At 65.2% G+C, this 23,949-nt stretch carries 18 protein-coding genes and 2 tRNA genes; 9 read left to right on the top strand and 11 right to left on the bottom strand.

Translation table 11 applies throughout. The features are described from left to right. The first annotated feature begins 3 nt into the window (after positions 1-3). The 5 genes from AC1C2M_RS03470 to AC1C2M_RS03450 all read left to right on the top strand — a co-directional run bounded on the left by AC1C2M_RS03470 (position 4) and on the right by AC1C2M_RS03450 (position 5,606). Positions 4-1,683, top strand: coding sequence for a dipeptide ABC transporter ATP-binding protein (locus AC1C2M_RS03470; protein ID WP_495435270.1), 1,680 nt, complete (start codon positions 4-6; stop codon positions 1,681-1,683). A gap of 48 nt (positions 1,684-1,731) precedes the next feature. After that, positions 1,732-2,082 carry a VOC family protein gene (locus AC1C2M_RS03465; protein ID WP_495435268.1) on the top strand — a complete coding sequence of 117 codons (351 nt, stop codon included), beginning with the start codon at positions 1,732-1,734 and terminating at the stop codon, positions 2,080-2,082. A 189-nt stretch (positions 2,083-2,271) separates the two neighbouring features. Continuing rightward, the gene (valS, locus tag AC1C2M_RS03460; protein ID WP_495435266.1) at positions 2,272-4,869 is read left to right on the top strand and encodes a valine--tRNA ligase; all 2,598 of its coding nucleotides are present in this window, start codon (positions 2,272-2,274) and stop codon (positions 4,867-4,869) included. 10 nt (positions 4,870-4,879) lie between these two features. Further along, positions 4,880-5,332 (top strand): GNAT family N-acetyltransferase, encoded by a 453-nt coding sequence (locus AC1C2M_RS03455; RefSeq protein WP_483404359.1) that lies wholly within the window; start codon positions 4,880-4,882, stop codon positions 5,330-5,332. A 4-nt stretch (positions 5,333-5,336) separates the two neighbouring features. Further along, positions 5,337-5,606, top strand: a complete 270-nt coding sequence (locus tag AC1C2M_RS03450) for a hypothetical protein (protein WP_108391254.1) — start codon at positions 5,337-5,339, stop codon at positions 5,604-5,606. A 176-nt stretch (positions 5,607-5,782) separates the two neighbouring features. On the opposite strand, the gene AC1C2M_RS03445 is transcribed toward AC1C2M_RS03450, so the two are convergent. The 4 genes from AC1C2M_RS03445 to AC1C2M_RS03430 form a co-directional block, all read right to left on the bottom strand. Next, entirely contained in the window at positions 5,783-7,492 is a 1,710-nt protein-coding gene (locus AC1C2M_RS03445; protein ID WP_495435264.1) for a DUF222 domain-containing protein, read from the bottom strand. Positions 7,493-7,967: 475 nt separating this feature from the next. Continuing rightward, positions 7,968-8,564 (bottom strand): isochorismatase family protein, encoded by a 597-nt coding sequence (locus tag AC1C2M_RS03440; RefSeq protein WP_495435263.1) that lies wholly within the window; start codon positions 8,562-8,564, stop codon positions 7,968-7,970. Between the two features lie 122 nt (positions 8,565-8,686). Then, positions 8,687-10,396, bottom strand: a complete 1,710-nt coding sequence (locus AC1C2M_RS03435) for a DHA2 family efflux MFS transporter permease subunit (protein ID WP_495435260.1) — start codon at positions 10,394-10,396, stop codon at positions 8,687-8,689. 81 nt (positions 10,397-10,477) lie between these two features. Further along, positions 10,478-11,284 (bottom strand): class I SAM-dependent methyltransferase, encoded by an 807-nt coding sequence (locus tag AC1C2M_RS03430; protein ID WP_495435259.1) that lies wholly within the window; start codon positions 11,282-11,284, stop codon positions 10,478-10,480. A gap of 63 nt (positions 11,285-11,347) precedes the next feature. Between AC1C2M_RS03430 and AC1C2M_RS03425 the strand changes: the two genes are divergently transcribed. Then, complete coding sequence (locus AC1C2M_RS03425) at positions 11,348-13,393, top strand: M3 family metallopeptidase (protein WP_495435257.1); 2,046 nt, start codon at positions 11,348-11,350, stop codon at positions 13,391-13,393. Positions 13,394-13,564: 171 nt separating this feature from the next. Here AC1C2M_RS03425 and clpX read toward each other — a convergent pair whose 3' ends face one another. The 5 genes from clpX to AC1C2M_RS03400 all read right to left on the bottom strand — a co-directional run bounded on the left by clpX (position 13,565) and on the right by AC1C2M_RS03400 (position 18,025). After that, a complete protein-coding gene (gene clpX, locus AC1C2M_RS03420) occupies positions 13,565-14,842 on the bottom strand; it encodes an ATP-dependent Clp protease ATP-binding subunit ClpX (protein ID WP_108391259.1) in 1,278 nt (425 codons plus the stop codon). A 163-nt stretch (positions 14,843-15,005) separates the two neighbouring features. Beyond that, positions 15,006-15,689 carry an ATP-dependent Clp protease proteolytic subunit gene (locus tag AC1C2M_RS03415; RefSeq protein ID WP_108391260.1) on the bottom strand — a complete coding sequence of 228 codons (684 nt, stop codon included), beginning with the start codon at positions 15,687-15,689 and terminating at the stop codon, positions 15,006-15,008. A 24-nt stretch (positions 15,690-15,713) separates the two neighbouring features. Continuing rightward, positions 15,714-16,301, bottom strand: a complete 588-nt coding sequence (locus tag AC1C2M_RS03410; RefSeq protein WP_495435255.1) for an ATP-dependent Clp protease proteolytic subunit — start codon at positions 16,299-16,301, stop codon at positions 15,714-15,716. Between the two features lie 181 nt (positions 16,302-16,482). Then, entirely contained in the window at positions 16,483-17,895 is a 1,413-nt protein-coding gene (tig, locus tag AC1C2M_RS03405; protein ID WP_495435254.1) for a trigger factor, read from the bottom strand. Positions 17,896-17,951: 56 nt separating this feature from the next. Beyond that, positions 17,952-18,025 (bottom strand) — tRNA-Pro (locus AC1C2M_RS03400). A gap of 207 nt (positions 18,026-18,232) precedes the next feature. On the opposite strand from AC1C2M_RS03400, the gene AC1C2M_RS03395 reads away from it, so the two are divergent. Then, positions 18,233-18,306, top strand: a tRNA-Gly gene (locus tag AC1C2M_RS03395). 35 nt (positions 18,307-18,341) lie between these two features. Continuing rightward, positions 18,342-18,533: a hypothetical protein gene (locus AC1C2M_RS03390; RefSeq protein ID WP_495435252.1), complete on the top strand. Its 192-nt coding sequence runs from the start codon at positions 18,342-18,344 to the stop codon at positions 18,531-18,533. Between the two features lie 7 nt (positions 18,534-18,540). Here the strand turns inward: AC1C2M_RS03390 and AC1C2M_RS03385 are convergent, their stop codons facing one another. Beyond that, positions 18,541-19,086 (bottom strand): gamma carbonic anhydrase family protein, encoded by a 546-nt coding sequence (locus tag AC1C2M_RS03385; RefSeq protein ID WP_495435251.1) that lies wholly within the window; start codon positions 19,084-19,086, stop codon positions 18,541-18,543. Positions 19,087-19,186: 100 nt separating this feature from the next. Between AC1C2M_RS03385 and AC1C2M_RS03380 the strand changes: the two genes are divergently transcribed. Further along, entirely contained in the window at positions 19,187-23,233 is a 4,047-nt protein-coding gene (locus tag AC1C2M_RS03380) for an SCO7613 C-terminal domain-containing membrane protein (protein ID WP_495435249.1), read from the top strand. Positions 23,234-23,267: 34 nt separating this feature from the next. Here AC1C2M_RS03380 and AC1C2M_RS03375 read toward each other — a convergent pair whose 3' ends face one another. Further along, entirely contained in the window at positions 23,268-23,936 is a 669-nt protein-coding gene (locus AC1C2M_RS03375; RefSeq protein WP_495435248.1) for a response regulator transcription factor, read from the bottom strand. Positions 23,937-23,949 lie beyond the last annotated feature (13 nt).

The raw sequence follows: 23,949 nt of genomic DNA, 5'->3' as shown, positions 1-23,949 counted from the left end.
CCGATGAACGCTTCGACAGGCTCCGCGTCACAACTCCTCGAGGTAGAGGGTCTCTCCGTCTCCTTCGGCGGCGTCCCGGTGGTCAGGGACATCTCCCTCAGCATCGGCCGGGGCGAGTGCGTTGCCATCGTCGGCGAATCCGGGTCGGGCAAGAGCGTCACCGCGAGGGCTCTGCTCGGCCTCGCCGGTCGCGGCTCCGAAGTCACGGCGTCGACGCTCACCCTCGCCGGGCGTGACCTCACCGCGGCGAGCGAACGGGACTGGCGTGGCATCCGCGGGTCACAGGTCGGGCTCGTCCTGCAGGACGCGCTGGTCTCCCTCGACCCGTTGCGTCCGATCGGTCGCGAGATCGGCGATGCGCTCCGGCTGCACTCGAACCTGTCCGCAACGGATGCCCGCAGTCGCGTGATCGAGGTCCTCGCCCGGGTCGGAATGCCGGATCCCGAGCGGGCGGTCTCCCAGCGTGCGGGTGAACTGAGCGGTGGTCTCCGCCAGCGCGCACTGATCGCCGCGGCTATCGCTTTGGATCCGCCGTTCGTGATCGCCGACGAGCCGACGACCGCTCTCGACGTCACCATCCAGGCGCGCATTCTCGATCTGCTCGCCGAACTGCGGTCACGGGGAACCGGCATCCTGCTGATCAGTCACGACCTCGCCGTCGTGAGTGCAATCGCTGATCGCGTGCTCGTGCTGAAGGACGGCAGCGTTGTGGAGTCGGGAACGACCAGGGAGCTGCTGACCCGGCCGCGGGAGGACTACACCCGACGACTCATCGCCGCGGTGCCCACCGATAAGCCGCGCCACACCCCGCTCGTCCCGGTTCAGGAGCCGGGCGCGACCGTTGTCGGCATGTTCCGGGATCGCATCGACGCCACGGTCTCTGTCCCTGGACCCACAACACCTGAGACACCGGATGCCGCTCCCGCTGTTCTCGAGGCACGGTCGCTCGTGAAGACCTATCGATCGCCGGCGGGCCGGTTCCGCGCCGTCGACGGGGTGTCGTTCAGCCTGGGCAGGGGCGAGACGCTCGGCCTCGTCGGCGAATCCGGGTCCGGCAAGACGACGGTGGCCAGGTTGGTTCTCGCGCTCACCCCGGCGGACGAGGGCGAGGTGCTGCTCGACGGTGCTCCGTTCTCCACGCTGAGGGAGCGGGATCGGCGTCCACTCCGGCCCCGCATCGGTGCTATCTACCAGGACAGCCTCAGCTCGTTCGATCCCCGACTCTCGGTGAGACGCATTCTCGACGACGCCATCGGCACGGCGCCTGCCACCGACCGGTCGACCGTCGATGAACTGCTCGACGCCGTCGGTCTGTCGAGGGGCGTCGCCGACGTGCGACCGTTGCTGCTCTCGGGTGGTCAGCGGCAGCGGGTGTCAATCGCCCGAGCACTCGCGGCCCGGCCTGACGTCATCGTCTGTGATGAACCGGTTTCTGCGCTTGATGTCACGGTTCAGGCCCAGGTGCTTGACCTTCTCGACCGGCTGCAGGTCGAACGCGGGCTCAGCTACCTGTTCATCTCCCACGACCTTGGCGTTGTCCGGCACATGAGCGACCGGGTCGCCGTGATGAAGGATGGGCAGATTGTCGAGACCGGCGACGCGGCGACCGTGTTTGCCGACCCGCAGCATCCGTACACGGCACGCCTCGTCGCCGATGTGCCCCGGCTTCTGCCGTCGCACTGAGTCGCGCATTGCATTCCGGCCGGCTCTCCCGGCCGCTACGGTGTCGGTATGAAACCTCAGGCAGTCACCATCGGCATCCCCGTCCGCGATCTCCGGGCGGCTACCGCCTGGTACCAGACGGCGTTTGAGTTGGGTGAGCCCGACCTCGAACCAATGGATGGGCTCGTCGAGTTCGACCTCGACGCCTTCTGGCTGCAACTCGCGCTGTCGGCTGAGCTCGCCGGGAACGAGGGCATCTCGGTCAACATCAGCGTCGCTGACGCCTCGGCACAGCGAGAATCGTTCGTCTCCCGGGGGCTTGAGGTGACCCCGCTGCAGCACATTGAGGGCGTCGTTGATTTCTTTGAACTGACAGACCTCGACGGCAACAAGATTGGGTTTGTCACCGAGCTCGCCTGAGGTTCCGTACCGCTCGCAGCGCCGCCGCTTCGCTCTGACGACCGCCCGTTTCCCTCGCTGGCGGGGTGGCCATCGGGTCACCCTCGGGGTGGCGTCGCGGTTCGCGCTGCCCCGGCTCCGCTACCATGGATAGTCCCCGACACTCAGGCACGTACACACGGTGCCGCCCATATTGAACCGGAGTTACCCATGACCTCGCACGTTCCAGACAAGCCCGCACTCGAGGGCCTCGAAGCGAAATGGGGTCCGGAGTGGGAGTCCCGCGGAACCTACAGCTTCAACCGTTCAGCTGCTCTCGACGGTGGCCGCGAGTGCGTGTACTCGATCGACACGCCCCCGCCGACGGCGTCCGGTTCACTGCACATCGGGCACGTGTTCAGCTACACCCACACCGACGTTGTGGCCCGGTTCCAGCGCATGCGCGGCAAGCAGGTCTTCTACCCGATGGGCTGGGACGACAACGGTCTCCCCACCGAGCGCCGCGTGCAGAACTACTACGGTGTGCGCTGTGACCCGACGCTCCCCTACGACGCCGACTTCGTGCCGCCCTTCGAGGGTGGCGACAACAAGAGCTCCAAGGCCGCCGACCAGAAGCCGATCTCGCGCCGTAACTTCATTGAGCTGTGCGAGACGCTGACGATCGAGGACGAGAAGCAGTTCGAGGCCCTCTGGCGCACGCTCGGCCTTTCGGTGGACTGGACCCAGTCGTACCGCACGATCGGCGCGGACTCGATCCGTTCCAGCCAGCTCGCGTTTGTGCGCAACGTTGCGCGCGGCGAGGCGTACCAGGCCATGGCGCCCACACTGTGGGATGTCACCTTCCGTACCGCGGTCGCCCAGGCCGAGCTCGAAGACAAAGAGCAGCCTGCGGCGTACCACCGCCTCGCCTTCGCCAAGCCCGACGGCGGAACAATCGAGATCGAGACCACGAGGCCCGAACTGCTCCCCGCGTGTGTCGCCCTCGTCGCGCACCCCGATGACGAGCGCTACCAGCAGTACTTCGGAACGACGGTGAAGACGCCGTTGTTCGGCGTCGACGTCCCCGTGCTCGCGCACCACCTTGCCCAGCCGGACAAGGGTGCGGGTATCGCGATGATCTGTACGTTCGGTGACGTCACCGACGTGGTCTGGTGGCGTGAACTCGACCTGCCGAACCGCACCATCATGGGTCGCGACGGTCGCATCATCAGCGAAGCACCGGATGTCATCACGAGCGAAGAAGGACAGGCCGCGTATCGCGAACTGGCCGGCAAGACGGTCTTCAGCGCCAAGCAGGCCGTTGTTGCCCTGCTCAAGGAGTCCGGTGAGCTCATCGGAGACCCGAAGCCGATCACGCACCAGGTGAAGTTCTTCGAGAAGGGCGACAAGCCGCTCGAGATCGTCTCCACCCGTCAGTGGTACATCAAGAACGGTGCCCGCGATGAGGAGCTTCGTGCCCGCCTGATCGAACTCGGCAACGAGCTCGAGTGGCACCCCGACTTCATGCGCGTGCGCTACGAGAACTGGGTCGGTGGACTCACCGGCGACTGGCTGATCTCGCGCCAGCGTTTCTTCGGTGTCTCCATCCCGATCTGGTACCCGCTGGACGCCGACGGCAACCCGGTCTACGACTCCCCGATCGTTGCATCGGAAGAGTCGCTGCCCGTCGACCCGTCGAGCGACACCGCCCCCGGCTACGACGAATCACAGCGCAATGCTCCCGGTGGCTTCATCGGCGAGCTCGACGTGATGGACACCTGGGCGACCTCCTCGCTCACCCCGCAGCTCGCCGGTGGCTGGGAGCGTGACCCGGAGCTCTGGAACCTCGTCTTCCCGTATTCGGTGCGCCCGCAGGGCCAGGACATCATCCGGACCTGGTTGTTCTCGACCATGCTCCGTTCGGTTCTCGAGTACGGCGAAAAGCCCTGGGAGCACGCTGCCCTGTCCGGCTGGATCCTCGACCCCGACCGCAAGAAGATGTCGAAGTCGAAGGGCAACGTCGTGACGCCCGCCGACATTCTGGAGAAGCACGGTTCGGATGCTGTGCGGTACTGGGCAGCATCGTCTCGCCTCGGTACGGATGCCGGCTTCGACCCGCAGAACCCGACCCAGATCAAAATCGGTCGTCGTCTCGCGATCAAGGTGCTCAATGCGTCCAAGTTCATCCTGAGCTTCGAATCAGCGGCCGATGCGGCCGTGACCGAGCCTCTGGACCTGAGCATGCTCGCGACTCTGCGTACGGTTGTCGCTGACGCGACCACGGCGTTCGAGTCCTACGACCACGCCCGTGCGCTTGAGACCGCCGAGTCGTTCTTCTGGACGTTCTGCGACGACTACCTCGAGCTGGTCAAGGAGCGTGCGTACGACGCTGAGCACCCGGGCCAGGCCTCTGCTGTGGCGGCGCTCCGTGAAGCACTGAGCGTTTTGCTTCGTCTGTTCGCCCCGTTCATCCCGTTTGCCGTCGATGAGGCATGGTCCTGGTGGAATGAGGGCTCGGTGCACTCCGCTTCCTGGCCGACCGCCGATGAGCTGACAGCGACCGGTGAGCCTGAACTGCTGGCGCTTGCGGGACAGGCGCTCACGAGCATCCGTCGTGCTAAAACGGACGCCAAGGCCTCGCAGAAGGCGACGTTGAACGAAGCCACCATCACCGGCACACCGGACCAGATAGGCCTTTTGGCTGGTGCGGAGGGCGACCTTAAAGCGGTAGGACGTATCGTTAGACTCACATTCACCCCGGCCGACGAGTTGTCGGTGACCGGGGTGGAGTTTGCCCCGGTCGACGCCCCGACGTCGAACCACAGTTAGAGGAGAAACAATGACGATCGAAATCCGTCCGGTCCGCGACCGCGACTTCTTTGACTGGCTGCCACTGTTTGCAAGCTATGGCGAGTTTTATGGCACCCAGGTGCCTGACGAGAAGGCCCTCCTTGTCTGGAGCTGGATCTCGGAGAAAGTGCACGGCGTTTCTGCCCTCGTGGCGCAGGATGACGACGGCAAGCTCGTTGGCCTTGCCCACTACCGGCCGTTCCCAAGGCCGCTCGAGGGTGGAACCGGCATCTTTATCGATGACCTGTTCGTCGCTCCCGAGTCGCGCGGCAACGGCATTGGGACGGCGCTGCTCGACCGGGTCACTGAGATCGCCCGTTCTGAGCGCGCCGGTATCGTGCGGTGGACAACAGCTCCCGACAACGACGCGGCTCAGAGCCTCGGCGGCAAGGTTGCGAACCGCACCGACTGGATCACGTACGACCGCAACGTCAACGGCTAGCGTCATGCAGCTCGGGACACGCTGGTCGATCGGTGATACCCCGCCCGCGGGGCTTCCCGAGGTGATTGTCGCCGCGGTCAGGACGGTTGAGGACGAGCTCCGTGCGGAGGATGTCACCACCACCGGGTGGAGATGGACTCTAACGTGGCTTGAGCGAAAGCCGGTTGTCGAACTCGATGATGGAACGGTGATCACGTACAACTCGACAACCGACTCAGCAACGATCCGGCAGTATGACGAGCCGACCCTCGACGACGACGAGGATGACGCCTAGGGCCCGACCAGGCTCCCGCTCCTCGACTCTGTGCGTCCTGCACTGGCCGCACGGCCAGTGGGGTGCCTGTACGACAGGTGCATCCCCGTCGCCAGGCTGGACGTAGACGGTACCGCCACCTATGCGGTGCGGGTGTGTCGCATCGGCGGGTGGGCGGAATTCTCTCCTGGCCCCGACTACGCGGTGCGGGTCTGCTGAGTCGGCGGGAGGGCGGACTTCTCCCCTGAGCCCTGGCCACCCGGTCTGCTCTCCCCGTCACCGCCACCGCCACCATCGGCACCGGCCGGGCCATGCACGCGGCCACCACCATCGTTTCCGGCTGCTGCTCGTGCTGCGGCGTCTGCGGCGTCAGTCGCGGCCTTGATCCCGGCCAGGCGGAGGCGTTCCTTCTCCAACGGTGACTTCGATGGCATCCGGATCGGGATCCGTTCCCCGTTCTCCCCCGGTGGTGGGATCAGGTAGTACTCGCCCTCGATCCGGACCACCCGATACCCGAAGGTGTGCACCAGAGTGTGGTGATACGGACACAACAGGATCCCGTCCGCGAGGTCGGTGCAGCCCTCGTGTGCGGCCCATTCGTTGATGTGGTGAGCCTCGGTCATCGACGGCGGACACTCACACCCCTCGATCCGACAGCCACCGTCACGAACCGCCATCGCCACCCGCTGTTTCCGGGTGTGCAAGCGTTGTTCCCGGCCCACGTCGAGGATCGTTCCGGAGGTGTCCATCAGGATCGGGGAGATCCCGGAGATACAGATCTGCTTCTCGATCACACTGCCGGGAACCGCGTCCTTGCTGTCTTCGAGATACCCGGTACCGACCAGGTGTTCCGCACCCTCACCGTCGGTGGCGCGGTTGTCGAGGTTGGTTTCGGTCATCACCACCCGGATCCCGGGTTGCCGAGACCCGTACGTTGTGGTCGGGTCGGCCTGCACCCCGGTCCGCATCGAACCCATCAGAATGTCATACACGATCTGATCGTTACTGCGCTCATCCACCCGGAGTTTCTCGGCCCGTTCCGCCTCAACCGGGTCCACCATCCGCGGCCCACCCCGGCGCGGTCGCAACGCCGCCCCGACGATGGATTCCACCCACGCTGCGCCTTCCTCATCGAAGGCCACATACGCGGTTTTCGTGCCGTCTTCGTTGCGGCCGAACCGCCACTTCCGGTTCGCGTACCGCTCATCCCACCGCAACTGCACCCCGGCCGGATCAATCCGGTCCCGCAAATGCCGCGCCCTAACACCCAACTCGTCAGCGTTCACCCCGGCAGCATCGGCGATGATCTCCATCGCCGCGGCCCGCAACATCTCCACATCCACCCGGTCGTTCGGTTGCCCGAGTCCGCGCATGATGATCGTCACCGCCTCGGACCGGATCACACCTTCCCGCGCTGCCCGCGAGATCGGTTCATGCCAGGGCACGACCGGCACCGGCCGCAACACCGACACCCGCGCATCAGGGTCAGGGTCGGCGTCGGGATCAACCAGCAGGTTGCCATCCACATCGACCAGCGGATCGTCAGCACCATCGCCACCCGGCCCAGCAGAACCATCAGGACCGCCGGCACCGGGTGCGAACGCTGTCGGGTGGGTGGCGGCATCCGCCTCACCCATCGCTTCACCCAAACGCACCTGCCGGAACGCCTCGGACTTCGTCGACCCGGTCAACCGCTGCACCAGGTTCACCGCCGTGCGATCCCCCGTCGACTGAGCCCACCCCGAGTAACCGAGATCACGGCTCGACCGTTTCGCAGCCACCCCAGCCCCGGCCGCGATCACCGCGTCCAGCTCGGACTTCGCTCGCGCCGCGTTGCGGAGCAATTCCTCCAGCTCGGCGTTCGCCGCCCGCTCCAACACCATCGACAACGGGAGCGCCGCGTCCACGGCAGAACCTGCAGGTGCTGCGCCCGCGCCCGTACTCATACGCGTACTCACGCCCGTACCAGCGGCCGCACCATCGTCACCAACACCACGCCCAGTGCTCAACGGCTCCGGCTCCGGCTCCACCGGCACGAACCGCGGCCGCTTAAACGACGAACCGGCACCACCGAACTCGGTGATGCCGGTCGAAACCTCAGCAGACGAAGACCTGCCCCTGCCAGAACCCCTGAGAGATCCTGACGCAGGTTCGGGACCAGACGCTGGCTCCGGCCCCGCGGCATCCCCCGCCGCACGACCAACCGCCTCGATGGCGTCCTCATACCGGGCGATCTGGTCGCACACCCGAAGGGCGACCTCTCGAATCTGCTCGGACACCTTTGCCATACTTCATGATACCAAGACATTCGATATTAGAGAAGGCTCTTCTCTAGGTTTTTCGTAGATATCTTCGAGTGCGTATCTGAAGCTACGCCGAGCCTCACCGCGCTGCAGATGCGGTCAGGTGCTCAGTGGGGTGCACCAGTTGTTCCGTCGTGACTATCGAGGCGAATCCGCGACTGCCGAGGATGCTCGCGGTCCGGCTGATGAGATCGTCAGCGGAGACCCCCGCATAACCGGGGCCCGGCTCGATGTCGCTGGTCGTGGTGGCGTCGGTCACGAAATCCACCTCGAAGCCCAGGTCGCTTGCCACGCGTGCCGTGGTCTCGCAGCACTGTTCAGTCCTGATCCCGCAGATGACTACCCTGCGAACGTCGTGCTGCACCAATTGCTGATGCAGGTTCGACGTCGTGAACGCGTTAACCGAGGTCTTGGTCACGCGTAATTCGCTGTCGAGCGGATCGAGTTCCGCCACGACCCGAACGAACCCAAGCTCAGGATCAAACACGCCCCCTGTGCCCGGCTCGGCATGGGTTACCCATACAACGAGCTGACCGGCGGAGCGTGCGTGCGCCACAAGCCGGGCGATGTTGTCGAACACGAATGGGTTTGCCATCCTTGCCCAGTCGTCCGGCCGTTGGCGAAAAGACTCCTGAGCGTCGATGACGAGCAGTGCGGTGGGGGTTTCTCGATTCATGGACCCATCCTGCGTGCCCGGAGTGCCAACGCGAAACCGCTCATCGGTCAACATATGACGGATTCCGGACACGTCCAGTTGTCAACGCGCTCACTACGCAGACCGCGCGGTGTGCCAGACGGTCAGTTCGACTCACCCGCCTGGGCGGTCTCCGTGCCGCTGGCACGGTGTGCAGAGGTGGGACCGGCAGAGGTGGGACCGGCAGAGGACGAACCCGCGGTGAATGCCCCAGCGGAGCTGTCACCTGCTGCCGGCCTGATCCGCAGGCTCGTGATCAGCCCGACCACCAGAGCACCCGCGGCGATCCAGCCAGCGAGTGACGCACCGTCCGTCATCGCCGCACGCGCGGCATCCGCAATGAACGCCGTCTGCTCGTTTGCAGCGAGTGATGCGATACTTCCCCCTGAACTCGCATTCACCGAGTCAACGAGAGACTGCAGCATCGGGTTACCCGCAACGGCATCCGCCACCCGATTCTCCGTACCCGTCTTGAGCGTCGTAAAGAACGCTGTACCAAGCACGGCGATCCCGAGCGCAGACCCGGTCTGCCGCGCGGTGCTCTGGGTCGCGGATCCCTGGCCGCTCCTCGCTACGGGAACATCGGCCAGCACCACACTGGTCAGCTGAGCCGTCGCAAGGCCGACGCCCATCCCATAAACCAGGAGGATCGGGGAGGTCAGCCAGGCCGTGCTGTCCGGTCGGATCAGGAGCGCAAGCACCGCGATCGCGAGGATCTCAAGGCCAAGACCGATTCGCACCACGACAATCGGCGAGAGACGCTTCGACAACCCCGCCACCGCACCGCTCGCGAGGAAAGACCCCGCCGCGAGGGGCACGAGAGCAAGTCCGGCCTCAAACGCCGTGTACCCCAGCACGTTCTGGAACCAGAGGGGCAGCGAAAGGATGAGCCCGAATTCACCGAAACTGACGATCAGCGCTGTCACATTGCCGTTGGCGAATGACGGGATGCTGAACAGCGACAAATCGAGGATGACTCCCTTCCCTGCGTTGGTCCTGGCGCGCTCCCAGAGCACGAAGGCGGTCAGGGCGACCACGGCAAGCAGGAACGCGAATGGCACCGGCGAGATATCACCGACGGCGAATGGCGCATCGTCTGTGGCCGTCCACCAGCCATAGTTGCGCCCCTCGATCAGACCGAAGACGAGCGCACCGAAACCGAGAATGGAGAGCAGCGCTCCCCCGATATCGAGCCGCTGCAGCGCCCCGGTCACCGCCTCGGATGACTCGGCCACGAAGAGGATCAACCCAGCGATGATCAACGCACCAACGGGCACGTTGATGCCGAACGCCCAGCGCCAGCTCGCGTTCTCGGTGAGCCAGCCGCCCAGCAGCGGACCGATGGCGGCCATTCCACCGATGGTCGACCCCCAGACTGCGAAGGCGATACCGCGCTCCCTGCCCTGGAAGTTGGCGTTGAGCAGCGCAAGCGTCGTTGGCAGGATCATCGATCCGCCGAGCCCCTGCAGGGCGCGCCCGGCGATGAGCACAGCCCCGTTGTCTGCGAGGGCACAGAGCACACTGGCCGCAACGAAGATCACGACACCGATCAGCATGATCCGACGTCGCCCGACCCGGTCTGCAATGCGGCCCCAGGTCAGGAGCAGCGCGGCGAACAGCAGCGTGTAGATCTCCTGCACCCACTGGATCTCCGTACTGGAAATACCGAGGTCATCGACGATCGACGGGATCGCGACCGAGACAATTGTCGCGTCCATGATGATGATGGCGACGCCGAGGCTGATGGCAAGCAAGCCCCACCAGCGGTACCGCACGTAGCGGTCGGCAGTCGAACCCGTCGATTTCTGACTCATGGATAACCCCTTCGGCACAGGGGGCCACCCTAGACCCGCCAGCTCAAAGCGCGGAGGGCTGGCGCCCCGGGCATCCCCCTGCTACTTCCGCGCGAGTATCTCCCCGTGAGGCATCGCGTACCAGCCGCGATCGTCGGCAACCCATTCTCTCCAAGCGGCCGAGATCTGCTCGAGCTCGGCTTCGGTTGCAGCACCGGTTTCGATCGACTGCGCGGCGAAGCTCGACTCGACCGCACGATCCGCCCATGCACTCCCCCACCAATCGCGGTCGGCATCCGTCGAGAAGCACCAGATCGACGCGGTGCTCTCCACCTCGGTGAAACCGGCCTCCATCGCCCATGCCTTGAGTGAACGTCCGGCGTTCGGCTCTCCCGCGTTCGACCTGGCCAGTGCCTGATACACCCGCATCCAGGTATCGAGACCGGGCAGAAGCGGATACCAGGATGCCGCTCCATAGACAACGTCGCGGGCGGCGACGATGCCGCCGGGCTTCACAACCCGACGCATCTCGCGCAGCACGGCAACCGGGTCCCCGACGTGCTGCAGCACCTGGTGGGCGTGAACAATATCGAAGCTGTCGTCGGGGAAATCCAGGGAGTATGCGTCACCGACCACGAAGTCGACGTTCATCACGCCGCTGTCCCGAGCGAGCGTTGAGGCCTGAATACACACCTCAGCGGATGCATCCATACCGATAACGGATCCTGGCGTGATCCTCTCGGCGATATCGAGGGTGATCGTGCCGGGTCCGCTGCCAACGTCGAGCACCCTGACCCCGGGGACGAGGTAGGGCACAAGATATGAAGCGGAATTGTCAACGGTGCGCCAGCTGTGCGTGCGGAGCACGCTTTCGTGGTGCCCCAGCGTGTAGCGCTCGGAAATTGCCATAGCCCAAGCCTATGACCGGTTCACGGGCGTCCTCGCCCACATGACGGGCCCTAGGGTTGGTTCATGTCTGACTCGAACAATCCGTTCCTCGCCCCGAGCACTCTCCCGTACCAATTGCCGCCGTTCGCGGATATCAGGGACGAGCATTTCCTGCCGGCGTTCGAAGCCGGCATGGCCGAGCAGCTCGCTGAGATCGACGCGATTGTGACAGAAACGGATGCTCCGACGTTCGAGAACACCATGCTTCCGCTGGAACGATCCGGCCAGACCCTCGCCCGCGTCAGCAACGTCTTCTTCAACAAGAGTTCGGCGGATTCCAGCGCTGAGACAACCGCGCTCGAAGAGCACATGGCTCCCCGGCTCGCCGCACATTCAGACGCGATTCGCCTGAACGCCGGGCTCTACGGCAGGATCAGCGCCCTGTACGCCAGCATCCATGATCTCGGCCTGGACGACGAGTCCCGCTACCTCCTCGAGCGATACCACACGGAGTTCACCCTGGCAGGGGCTGCCCTGAGCGACGCCGACAAGGAGCGTCTCCGAGCGCTCAACACCACTCTGTCGACTCTCACCACCAGGTTCGAGAAGAAACTTCTCGCCGACACCAACGAACTCGCCGTTGTCATCACCGACGTTGCCGAACTCGACGGCCTCAGCGACGGGCAGATCTCCGCAGCGGCTGAAGCAGGCCGTGAACGCGGCCTGACGGACAGCTACCTACTCACGCTCGTGCTGCCAACGGGTCACCCTGCCCTGGCGAGCCTTACCCGCCGTGACGTTCGAGAGCGCATCATGCGCGCCTCCAGGGCCCGCGGCATCCGGGGTGGCGATCACGACAACCGGTCACTGGTGCTCGACATCACGCGGCTGCGCGCCGAACGCGCGGCACTCCTTGGCTTCGACTCACACGCCGCATTCGTCACCGCGGACGAGACGGCGAAAACGCCGGAGAACGTCGCCTCCCTGCTGGAGTCACTCGCTCCCGCCGCCGCGCGGAACGCAAGGGCTGAACAGGCCGACCTGGAGGCGCTCATCCGCTCCGATGGCGACGCGCACCCTGTCGAGAGCTGGGACTGGGCGTTCTACACCGAGCGCGTGCGCGCCGACCGCTTCGCCATCGATACCGCCGCTCTCCGCCACTACTTCGAGGCGGATCGCGTGCTCATTCACGGCATCTTCTTCGCGGCCGAAAAGCTCTACGGGGTGCGGTTCACCGAACGTCACGATCTCGTCGCCTACCACCCCGACGTCAGGATCTTCGAGGTGACCGACGAAGACGGCACCGCCGTCGGCCTGTACCTCCTCGACCTCTACACCAGGGATTCCAAGCGAGGCGGCGCCTGGATGAACCCGCTCATCTCGCAGAGCACCCTCCTCGGCTCACCGACGGTCGTCGTCAACAACCTCAACGTCCCCAAACCCGCTGCGGGCGAACCCACGTTCCTGAGCCTCGACGAGGTGACCACGTTCTTCCACGAGTTCGGTCACGCACTCCACGGCCTTTTCGCGACGGTGACCTATCCCAGGTTCGCAGGCACCAACGTCTTCCGCGACTTCGTCGAGTTCCCGAGTCAGGTCAACGAGATGTGGATGCTCTGGCCCGAGGTGCTGGAGAACTATGCGGTCCACGCCGAAACCGGCGAGCGGATGCCATCAGCGCTCGTTTCGCAGCTCACCGAGGCTGCAGCTTTCAACGAGGGGTTCCTCACGAGCGAATACCTCGCTGCCGCGATGCTCGACCAGGCCTGGCACCGCATCGCCGCGACCGACAGTATTGCCGATGTCGCGGTCTTCGAGAAGGCAGCGCTCGAGGCGGCCGGGCTCGACAACCCGGCGGTACCACCCCGATACTCAAGTACCTACTTCGCGCACACGTTCTCGGGCGGGTATGACGCCGGCTACTACTCCTACATCTGGAGCGAAGTTCTCGACGCGGATGCCGTCGGCTGGTTCACCGAGAACGGAGGGCTCACGCGCGCCAACGGCGATCACTTCCGCAGCACGCTGCTCGGCGTCGGCGGTCGCATGGACCCGCTGGCGGCGTACCGCGCATTCCGCGGTCGCGACGCCGCGATAGAGCCGCTGCTTGTCCGGCGCGCACTGGCCTGAGCTCGCTAGCGCCAGGGCGCCGTCCTGAGGTCACCGGGGCGGGGCGGCGCCCGCCGACCGGGCTCCCCGGATTGCCAAAAGTGGCTCCCCCAACCCGGTCTCGGCGGGGTTAGCGAGCCACTTGTGGCAAACGGATGTTGCGGTTGACGCTCGCGAGAACGCCGACGAGGATCAGGCCGACTTCTCCTGGCGACGCTGCTTGTGAGGCACAATCGTCGGCGCCGCGTTCTCGAGAACGGACTCGCGAGTGATGATCACCCGCGCCACCTCCTCGGTGGACGGAACCTCGAACATGACGGGGCCAAGCACCTCTTCGAGAATCGCTCGGAGCCCTCTGGCACCGGTCTTGCGCAGCACGGCGAGGTCAGCGATTGCCTCGAGGGCGCTTCGCTCGAACTCGAGCTCGACGCCATCGATCTCGAACATGCGCTGGTACTGCCGAACGAGAGCGTTCTTGGGCACTGTCAGGATCTGCATCAGCGCGTCCTGATCGAGCGGCGTGACGGTCGTGACGACCGGCAGACGGCCGATGAACTCAGGAATGAGCCCGAACTTGTGCAGGTCTTCGGGGAGAACCTCGCTGAACAGGTTCATGTCGTCGCCCTTGGAGTGCAGGGGGGCGCCGAAACCGATGCCCTTCTTCCCTGCTCGTGACGAGATGATCTCCTCGAGTCCGGCGAACGCTCCAGCGACGATGAACAACACGTTCGTGGTGTCGATCTGGATGAACTCCTGGTGCGGGTGCTTGCGGCCGCCCTGCGGCGGAACCGAAGCGACGGTACCCTCGAGGATCTTCAGCAGGGCCTGCTGAACGCCCTCGCCCGATACGTCGCGGGTGATCGACGGGTTCTCGGCCTTGCGGGCGATCTTGTCGACCTCATCGATGTAGATGATGCCGGTCTCGGCGCGCTTGACGTCGTAGTCGGCGGCCTGGATGAGCTTCAGGAGGATGTTCTCGACATCTTCACCGACGTAGCCAGCCTCGGTCAGCGCTGTGGCATCGGCGACGGCGAACGGCACGTTGAGCCGCTTTGCCAGGGTCTGCGCGAGGTACGTCTTGCCGCAGCCGGTCGGGCCGATGAGCAGGATGTTGCTCTTCGCGATCTCGATGTCGTCGTTGATCGAGTCGGCGCTGGTGAGCGTGGACCGAGCCCGTGTGCGCTTGTAGTGGTTGTACACCGCGACACTCAGCGCCTTCTTGGCCGGCTCCTGCCCGATGACGTACTCCTCGAGGAAGTTGAAGATCTCGCGGGGCTTCGGGAGTTCGAACTCCGTCGCCGCGACCTCGCCTGCCTCCGCGAGACGCTCTTCGATGATCTCGTTGCAGAGCTCGACACACTCGTCGCAGATGTAGACGCCTGGCCCAGCAATGAGCTGCTGTACCTGCTTCTGGCTCTTGCCACAGAAGGAGCACTTGAGCAGGTCGGCGCTCTCACCGATTCGTGCCATCAGCTTTTCTCCTCTTCTGGCTATCCGGTACTCGAGCCTAACCCGAACATATGACATCGGGGTGTATCCGGCGCGCGGTGGGTCACAATCGTGACTCCCCGCAGACCGAAGAAGGTGGGATCCAATGGTGTTCCATGGATCCCACCTTCGTGGTTGATCGGTGTTACGCGCCCTTGACGAGAGCCGGCAGGCTCTTGCGGCTCGTGAGCACCTGGTCGATGAGACCGTACTCGAGCGCCTCGGCGGCCGAGAGGATCTTGTCGCGGTCGATGTCCTTGTTGACCTGCTCGACCGAGCGGTTCGAGAGCTGCGACAGCGTCTCCTCGAGCCAGACCCGCATACGGAGGATTTCCGCGGCCTGGATCTCGATGTCGGATGCCTGCCCCTGGCCCGCCTGGCCGACAGCCGGCTGGTGGATGAGGATGCGGGCGTTCGGCAGCGCGAGTCGCTTGCCCGGCGTACCGGCAGCGGTGAGCACGGCGGCAGCTGACGCGGCCTGGCCGAGCACGACAGTCTGCACGTGCGGGCGGATGTACTGCATGGTGTCGTAGATCGCCGTCATCGCGGTGAAGGAACCACCGGGTGAGTTGATGTACATGACGATGTCGCGGTCAGGGTCCATGCTCTCGAGCACGAGCAGCTGGGCCATGACGTCATCCGCCGATGCGTCGTCGATCTGGACGCCGAGGAAGATGATGCGGTCCTCGAAGAGCTTCGCGTACGGGTCCTGGCGCTTGTAGCCGTATGCCGTGCGCTCCTCGAAGCTGGGGAGGATGTAGCGCGAGTTCGGCATCGCTGCCGCCTGCTGCGGAAGGTTGCCCGCTGCGCGGAATGTAGGGGTGTCCATAGTTTTTCCTTTGTCTCTCTGCGCTTAGCTCGCCTCGGTGCCGCCGCCGCCGGCGACGTCCGTTGCTGATTCGCGGATGTGATCGACGAAACCGTACTCGAGGGCTTCCTGTGCCGTGAACCAGCGGTCACGGTCACCGTCGGCATTGATCTGGTCGACGGTCTTGCCGGTCTGCGCCGCGGTGATTTCAGCGAGGCGCTTCTTCATGTCGAGGATGAGCTGAGCCTGCGTCTGGATGTCGCTCGCGGTTCCACCGAAGCCACCGTGCGGCTGGTGCAGGAGCACGCGGGCGTTCGGTGTGATGTAGCGCTTGCCCTTGGTTCCGGCCGTCAGGAGAAGCTGTCCCATCGATGCCGCCATGCCGATACCGACAGTGACGATGTCATTGGGGACGAACTGCATGGTGTCGTAGATCGCCATGCCTGCGGTGATGGAACCACCGGGTGAGTTGATGTAGAGGTAAATGTCACGCTTGGAGTCTTCAGCCGCGAGCAGCAACAGCTTCGCAGCGATCTCATTGGCGTTCTCATCGCGTACTTCTGCGCCGAGCCAGATGATGCGATCCTTCAGCAGTCGGTCAAAAACACTGTTCGGCAGTGCCAGTTCGGCCATGTCGCGCTCCATTTCAGTTGTTGCGTGTAATCGAATCTATCGGAGGTGCAAAGCCACTTCTGCCCTGTTCGCCGTGGGCAGATATCCCGCGGGGCCCGGCCCCGCGCACAGCGCACTTACGACAAAACGACGGATGCCCCGGAAAAAGTTCCGGGGCATCCGTCGTTATCGCACGGCGATACTACTTCTTGGCCTTCTTCGCCTTCTTGGCCGGAGCCTCTTCGGTCTCAGCGGCTGCGTCAGCGTCAGCGTCAGCTTCGACAGCGTCTGCCTCAACAGCGTCGTCGGCGTCGGTCTCGTCAGCGGGAGCGTCGTCTCCATCGGTCGGGATGAACCCGGTGAGGTCAACGGGCTTTCCAGCGGTGTCGACGACCTTGGTCTTGCCGAGGACAACAGCGAGGGCCTTGTTACGGGCGACCTCTCCGACCATGGCCGGGATCTGGTTGTTCTCGTCGAGGACCTTGATGAACTCGCCAGGCTCCATGCCGTACTGAGCGGCACCCTGGATGAGGTACTGGGTGAGCTCGTCCTGGCTGACCTGGACCTTCTCGGCCTCTGCGATGGTGTCGAGGAGCATCTGCTGCTTGAACGTTGCCTCGCTCGAGGTCTTGACCTCTGCGCGGTGCTCGTCGTCTTCGAGTCGGCCTTCGCCCTCGAGGTGACGGTGAACCTCGTCTTCGACGAGCTTCTCCGGAACGGGGATCTCAACCATTTCGACGAGCTTCTCGAGCAGCTTGGTGCGTGCCTCGGTGCCCTGGCCGAACGCCTTCTGGCGAGCCGCCTGCTCCTTGAGGCTCTCGGTCAGCTCTGCGATGGTGTCGAACTCGCTCGCGATCTGTGCGAAGTCGTCGTCGGCTGCAGGAAGCTCGCGCTCCTTGACGGCTCCAACGGTGACGGTGATCTCAGCGGTCTCGCCCTCGTGGTCTCCGCCGAGCAGCGGAGCGCTGAACGTGGTGACCTCGCCGGCGGTGAGTGACTCGAGAACCTCGTCGATGCCCTCGATGAGGTCACCAGAACCGACCTCGTATGAGATGCCTGAAGCGGTGTCGACCTCTTCGCCGTTGATCGTTGCAACGAGGTCGATCTGCACGAAGTCGCCGGTTGCCGCTGGGCGGTCAACGGTGACGAGCGTGCCGAACCGGGTGCGGAGCTTGTCGAGTTCTTCCTCAACGTCCTTGTCGGTGACCTCGGCCTCGTCGACCTCGATGGTGATGTCGTCGTATGCCGGGAGGGTGATCTCGGGACGAACGTCAACCTCGATGGCGAGCTTCAGGTCTCCGGAGAAGTCCTTGTCGCTCGGCCACTCGACGATGTCTGCCTCTGGGCGACCAAGAGTGCGGATGCCGTGCTCTTCGATAGCGGCGCGGTAGAACCCGTCGAGGCCTTCGTTGACGGCGTGCTCGAGCACAGCGCCCTTGCCCATGCGCTGGTCGATGATTGCCGGGGGAACCTTGCCCTTGCGGAATCCGGGGATGTTGACCTGTTCGGCGATGTGGCCGTAGGCGTGGGTGATGCTCGGCTTCAGGTCTTCGGGTGTCACCGAGATGGCAACCTTGACGCGAGTGGGGCTGAGCTGTTCGACCGTGGATTTCACGTTGGTGTGTTCTCCTGTGTTGTGGATTTTTCCTCGATCTGAGGAGTTTCGGATTGTCGGGGCGACAGGATTCGAACCTGCGACCTCCCGGTCCCAAACCGGGCGCTCTACCAAGCTGAGCTACGCCCCGGTATTACTACCGGTGATGGACAAGCCAATCGAGAACAAACTCGGTTGCAAGGCCTCGGACAGTCTAATGCACGGACGGCGGGCAATCCTGTCCACCGTGGGTGTGCACACACCACCCCCAAACGTGTACTACGATATTCGAGTGCCGGTTCGTCGGCTCGGTTCTCCAAACTGAATACCGTAATTCCGGCAGCAATCCGCCGGATTCGGGGCTGTAGCTTAGTGGTAAAGCCTCTGTCTTCCAAACAGATGATGCGAGTTCGATTCTCGTCAGCCCCTCCAATTATCAGTTCCGCCCGCAAGACAAAGGCGAAGCCATGAAGATGCTCCGCCCATACGCGCTGTGGACAGCAGCCGGCGTCGTGCTCTTCGTGATTGCCGGTCTTGCACTCGCCACCGGCCGCTTCGGCTCCGGAGTTCTTTTGATGGCCGCGTCGGCGCTCTGCCTCGGCACGGGAATGGCCTCGCAGAAGCGCTGGACGAAGAAAAACCCCGCACGCCAGCGCTGAGCGAGATTCACGCCAGTGCGTCGAGCGATTCCGCGTGGTGACGAGAGTGTTCGAGATAAATCTCCGCATTCTTTCGGATGCCATCGACCTCGTCATCGGTCAGCTCGCGTCGAACCTTTCCCGGCACCCCTGCAACGAGGGAACGGGGTGGAATAACCGCCCCTGACAGCACGACCGCTCCCCCGGCGATCAGACACTCGTCGCCGATCACCGCTCCACTGAGCACGACGGCACCCATTCCAATGAGCACCGTGTCTCCGATCGTGCAGCCGTGCACGACGGCATTGTGACCGACCGAAACACCCTTTCCGATCGAGACGGGCGATGCTGAGTCCACGTGCACGGCGACCCCGTCCTGGATGTTGCTTCCCTCGCCGACCTCGATCGACGCTGAGTCCCCGCGGAGAACCGCGTTGTACCAGACGCTCGACGCCCTCCCGAGCGTGACGTTACCGACGATGCGCGCACCGGGCGCGATGAAGGCCGTGTCGTCGATCGTCGGACCCTCGATACCGGTGAGCCGGAGGACTGTTGCGCTGCTGTCACTCGTCATGGGGTCACCCTATCGCTCCGGATTTCCTCCACATGGGCAGTTCTGTCCACCGATCGCAAATGTACCCACTCATCACGACAGCCTCTGCCACAATCGGGCCATGTCTTCGACTCAGGGCCATGTGCCCCAGCCGCACGCTTCGACTGAGCCCACTGTCCCGGGTGGAGGACCGAACGGCCGACCACCGGTGTGGCCGCAGCGCGCGGAATACCTGACGGACAGCTCTCGGTGCCCGTCCTGCTTCACCGCTCTCTCGGCATCCACCCCGGTGCCGGCAGGTTCCGCCGGTCCTGTGTGCCACCTGTGCGGTCTGGATCTCTCGGGCACTGACGCCGCTGGCGTGCTCGAAGCCGGCACAGCTGTTCGGGCCGCTGAGTCGAAGCGGCAGCGCCTTCTCGATCGCATGCGTGCCTCCCAGACTGAGCGCGAGGCGCTTCGGCTCGCGGCGAGCGCGCCCCTGCCGCGGGTGGCACAGGTGGCACAGGTGGCACAGCAGCAGCCAGTTACCGTCGGGCGATACCCCGGTGAGCACTTCCTGGGAGCGCAGTCCTCCCCCGCCGCGTCGGTTCCGTCCGCACCCGCGACAGAACCAGCTTCCCTGAGCGCGCTGCACGCGCAACTGCCGCCACAGGGTTTCCCACCGGCAGCGGGAGGGGCAGCGGCCGATGACCGACCGCGGCGTTCGGGCATCCAGATCCTCATGCTGACGGTTGGCGTCATCCTCGTCTCGATCATGGCGATCTTCTTCGTCCTTCTCGCCTACCTGGTCGCGAGCCTCGAGGTCCGGTCGGTACTGACCGGAGCGGCAAGCATTGCCGTCTTCGGCATTGCCTGGCTGCTGCACCGGCGGAGGCTCTCGGGTACAGCGCAGGGCATCGCCGTGCTCGCCATCGTGCTCCTCCTGCTCGACATCTGGATCGTCCGCGCCAACGACCTGTTCGGCTCGGCAACGCTCGACGGTTGGTTATACACGGGCATCGCAACCGGCCTGCTGGCTGTTGCACTCACCGCGGGATTCCGGATGCTGCCGCTCCGATCGCTGAGCATCTCCGCGGCGCTGCTCGGGCCGGTCGCCGTCTTCGCGCTCACCATCGGCATTCTCAACACGGTCGACGCCCTCGAGCACAGCTGGGCGGCGTTTGCGGCCGTGGGCGCTGCCGCCCTCGCCTGGCGCTGGGTTCCACTCGGCCAGCTCGAGCGCGGCCTGGTGCGGGCGCTCGGCTTCCTGGCGGCCGGGCTGGCGATCCTCCCTGCGTCGATCGCGTTCCCCGACCTTCGGGGTGGCGCCGTCATCGCCCTCGCTGTCATCGCGATCATCTGGTTCGGACATCTCGCACTGTCCGAGTTCCGGGTCGTCACGGCGCCGCCGCCTGGCGCTGACCCGGCCGGTGCTGACGCGATCGGCGTCAACTCGGCAACCGGAGCACCGGTCGGCCAGGAACCGCCCGGGGACGCACCCGGTTCAGAGCAGCCGTCTTCCCCGCCGCGTACGGGCGTCACCACCTCGCTCCGCAGCACCCCGTGGCAGGTCATCGCAGCGATCGGACTCGGCGTGAGCGTCGCGGCAGTTGGTCCTGCTCTCCTGTTCGACGCGAACACCCCCACCGACCTGTTCTGGCTTCCCGCGACCGCGACAGCGCTCGGTGCCGTCGTTCTCGCCATTGCCGCCCGCCTCGGTCGCGCATCAGACGGCGCACAGCTCATGCGGCTCGCAACGGCTGTCCCCCTGGCCACGACAGCTCTCGCGGCTGCACCCGCCGCTCTCAGTGCGCTCATCCAGCTCGTCTCTGTCCTCGCCGTCCGGCCGTTCAGCCTCGACGTTCTCGACCCCATCGCGCGCTTCCTGTCCGGGACCGACTGGGCGGTACCGGTCGCACTCATCGCGGTATCGCTGCTCACGGCATCCGCTCTCGCCCTCATTGGCCGCCTGTCCAGTATCGGCTGGGCATCCGCGGCCCTCGGCGCCATCGGCCTGCTGTCTGTGTGCGTCACCCTGGCCACACCGGCGCTCAGCGGGCCGGGTCTCCTCGTCGTCACCGCGGCGGCGCTTGTCGCGACGGCGTCACGGCGACTCGCCTGGCCATACCGGCTCGTCGCGGCAATCACCTCGGCTCTCGGCGCCTTCGGGGTGTTCGCTGTCGGCCTCACGAGTACCGTTTCGTTCCCCTTCGCTGTGCTCGTGACGCTGGCTGTCCTCGTTGTGCTCCACCGGATCGTTCAGCACACAGCCCCGCAGACCCTGGCCAACGCCACAACGCCGACCATCGTCGCCAGCGCGCTGGTGGTCCTGCTCGGCAGCGTCCTGCTCGCTCCCTCCTGGTATCAAGCGGTAACGGGAGTCACCAGCGGGCAGGCCGCTCCCGCCCTGGCCCTGGCCGTGTGCTCCGCTGTGATCCTGCTGATGGTGCCATTCACCCGCGGATTCTTCACCCGCGCAGAGTCTGCCGTGGCCGTGACCATCAGCGCATTCGGCGTGCTTGGCGGACTCTTCTTCCTCGCCTCGCGCGTGTCCGTCGACTCGACCGGCTTCCTCATCGCTTCAGGGATCGCCGCTGCCGTCACCATTCTCTGGCAGTTCCCGCGTGGCGTCGCCACCTGGCCGGAGCGGTATATGACCGCCGCCGCGGCCCCCCTCGTCAGCCTGTGGTTCGTTTCTGTCCTGTGGGACCGAATCGATGACACGGTGATACCGGTGGCCGTGTCCGCGGCCATCGTCATCCTCGCCGCTGGCGCACTCGCGATCTTCCGCCCGACGCATAACTCATGGGGACCACATCTCGCCGGTGTACTGACAGACCCGCCGCAGATCGCCCGGCTGTGTTGGGATGTCACGCTCATCCTCACCGCGGTACCTGTCGTCGCACTCGCCGTCGGCAGCGAGAGGCTCGGCTGGCTCGCGCTCCTTCTGCTCGCGGTCGCTGCAGTGATCGTCGCGAGTGGCGAAGGTGGCGTCTTCGCCGGTCGTTCGCTCCGCCGCCACGTGGCGTGGGCCGGCCTCCCGCTCGCTGTCGGATCGCTGTGGCTCGGCCTCGCGCGAAACGACGTGGACGTCGTCGAGTTCTACACCCTGCCGGTCTCGGGTCTCCTGCTCGCGATCCTGGCCCTCATCGTTATCCGTCGAGAGCCGCCCACCGACCGCGTCAGCTCACCCAGGACTGTCCTTCTCGGTGCGGCCCTCGCCGTTGCACTGCTCCCGAGCGCCGCAGCCTCTGGCAGCGATGAGCCCGTCCGCATGACCATCACCCTTGGCGCAGCCATCGTGTTGCTTCTCGCCGGTCCATTCCTGCCGCCTGTCTGGCACGCGACCCGCGTTGCAATCGTGGTGTGGCTCACCGGCGTGGTTACGATGCTGCTCCTCACCCTCGTTCTCCCGATCTTCGACTCGACACGCACCGTTGCCGGATGGGAGAACGAGGTTGCCGCAGCCGGCCTGCTGGCCGGAGGGGCGCTCTGGCTGTACCGCCGCCAGGTTCCCCACATCCTGGGCACCCTCGCCGTCGCGGCAGCCCCTGTCGCCATCGCCCTCCCACTCGCGGAATCGATCCTGGCCGGAGAGGCCGAGCTCTGGCGGTTCCTCCTCACGCTGCTGCTCGCCAGCGCCCTCTTCGTTGCCGCGTCTCTCGGTACCGCGCGCTCAGAGATCGTGCGGTGGACGGCGCTGGGAGCCGCGGTGGTCGTCGCAGCATCGGCTATCACCGTCGGCCTCGCCGACCCGTTCGAAACCGCGACGGTGCCGATCGCGATCGCCCTGATTGCCGTTGGCGCTGTGCGCCTGACCGCCGACCCGGCGGCCCGCTCGTGGCCGCACCTCGGTGCCGGCTTGATCCTTCTCCTGGTTCCGTCGCTGTTCGCCGATTTCGCGAGCAACGAACTGTGGCGCGTTGTTGCCCTCGGGGTTGCGGCGCTCGTCGTGTTCGGAATCGGCCTCGCTCTGAAGCTCAGTGCACCGACATTGATCGGGGCCGCCGTACTGGTCGTCCACGGCCTCGCCCAGCTCTGGCCGTGGATTTCGGGACTCTATGGCGCCATCCCCTGGTGGCTGTGGGCGGGCATCGGTGGCACAATCCTCATCGTCCTTGCGGCAACATACGAGAAACGGATTCGTGACCTTCGGGCCGTTGCCCGGAGCATCACCTCCCTGCGGTAGTGCGCTGCCGTCTCGTTCAACCGCCCGGCTGGTGTCAGGAACGCAGGTAGCGGAGTACGGCGAGAACCCGGCGATGGTCTGAGCCTGTCGCATCGAGTTCGAGCTTCGAGAAGATCGCGGTGACGTTCTTCTCGACAGCGCCGAGGCCGATGACCAGCCGGGTCGCGATGCCCTGGTTGGTGAGGCCTTCAGCCATGAGCTGGAGCACTTCGGTCTCCCGCGGCGTCAGCGAGGCGAGCGGATCCCTGCGATGAGCGAGGAGCTCACGCACCACCTCCGGATCAAGCACGGTTCCGCCCGAAGCGATGCGCAGGACCGCGTCCTTGAGTTCGTCGAGCGACGCCACCCGGTCCTTGAGGAGGTACCCGACCCCGCCCGCGGACGCACCGAGGAGTTCTTCCGCGTAGGTGGCCTCGACGTACTGGCTCAGCAGGAGGATCCCGACCCCCGGTCGCGACGCACGGATCTCGATCGCAGCCCGAACTCCCTCATCGCGGTAGGTGGGCGGCATCCGCACATCAAGGACAATGACATCCACCTCGAGAGTCCCGACGTCGGCCAGCAGGCTGCCAGCATCGCTGTATGAACCGACGGTCGCGAAGCCGGCCTCGTCGAAGAGCCGAACGAGTCCCTCGCGGAGTAACACCGAATCATCCGCCAGGGCCACGCGAATCGATGACGACGGGGCGCTGTTCTCGGTCACGAGAGAAGCATAC

The organism is Mycetocola sp. Y444 (assembly GCF_059445295.1).
This window is presented reverse-complemented; position numbering and strand designations above follow the sequence as displayed.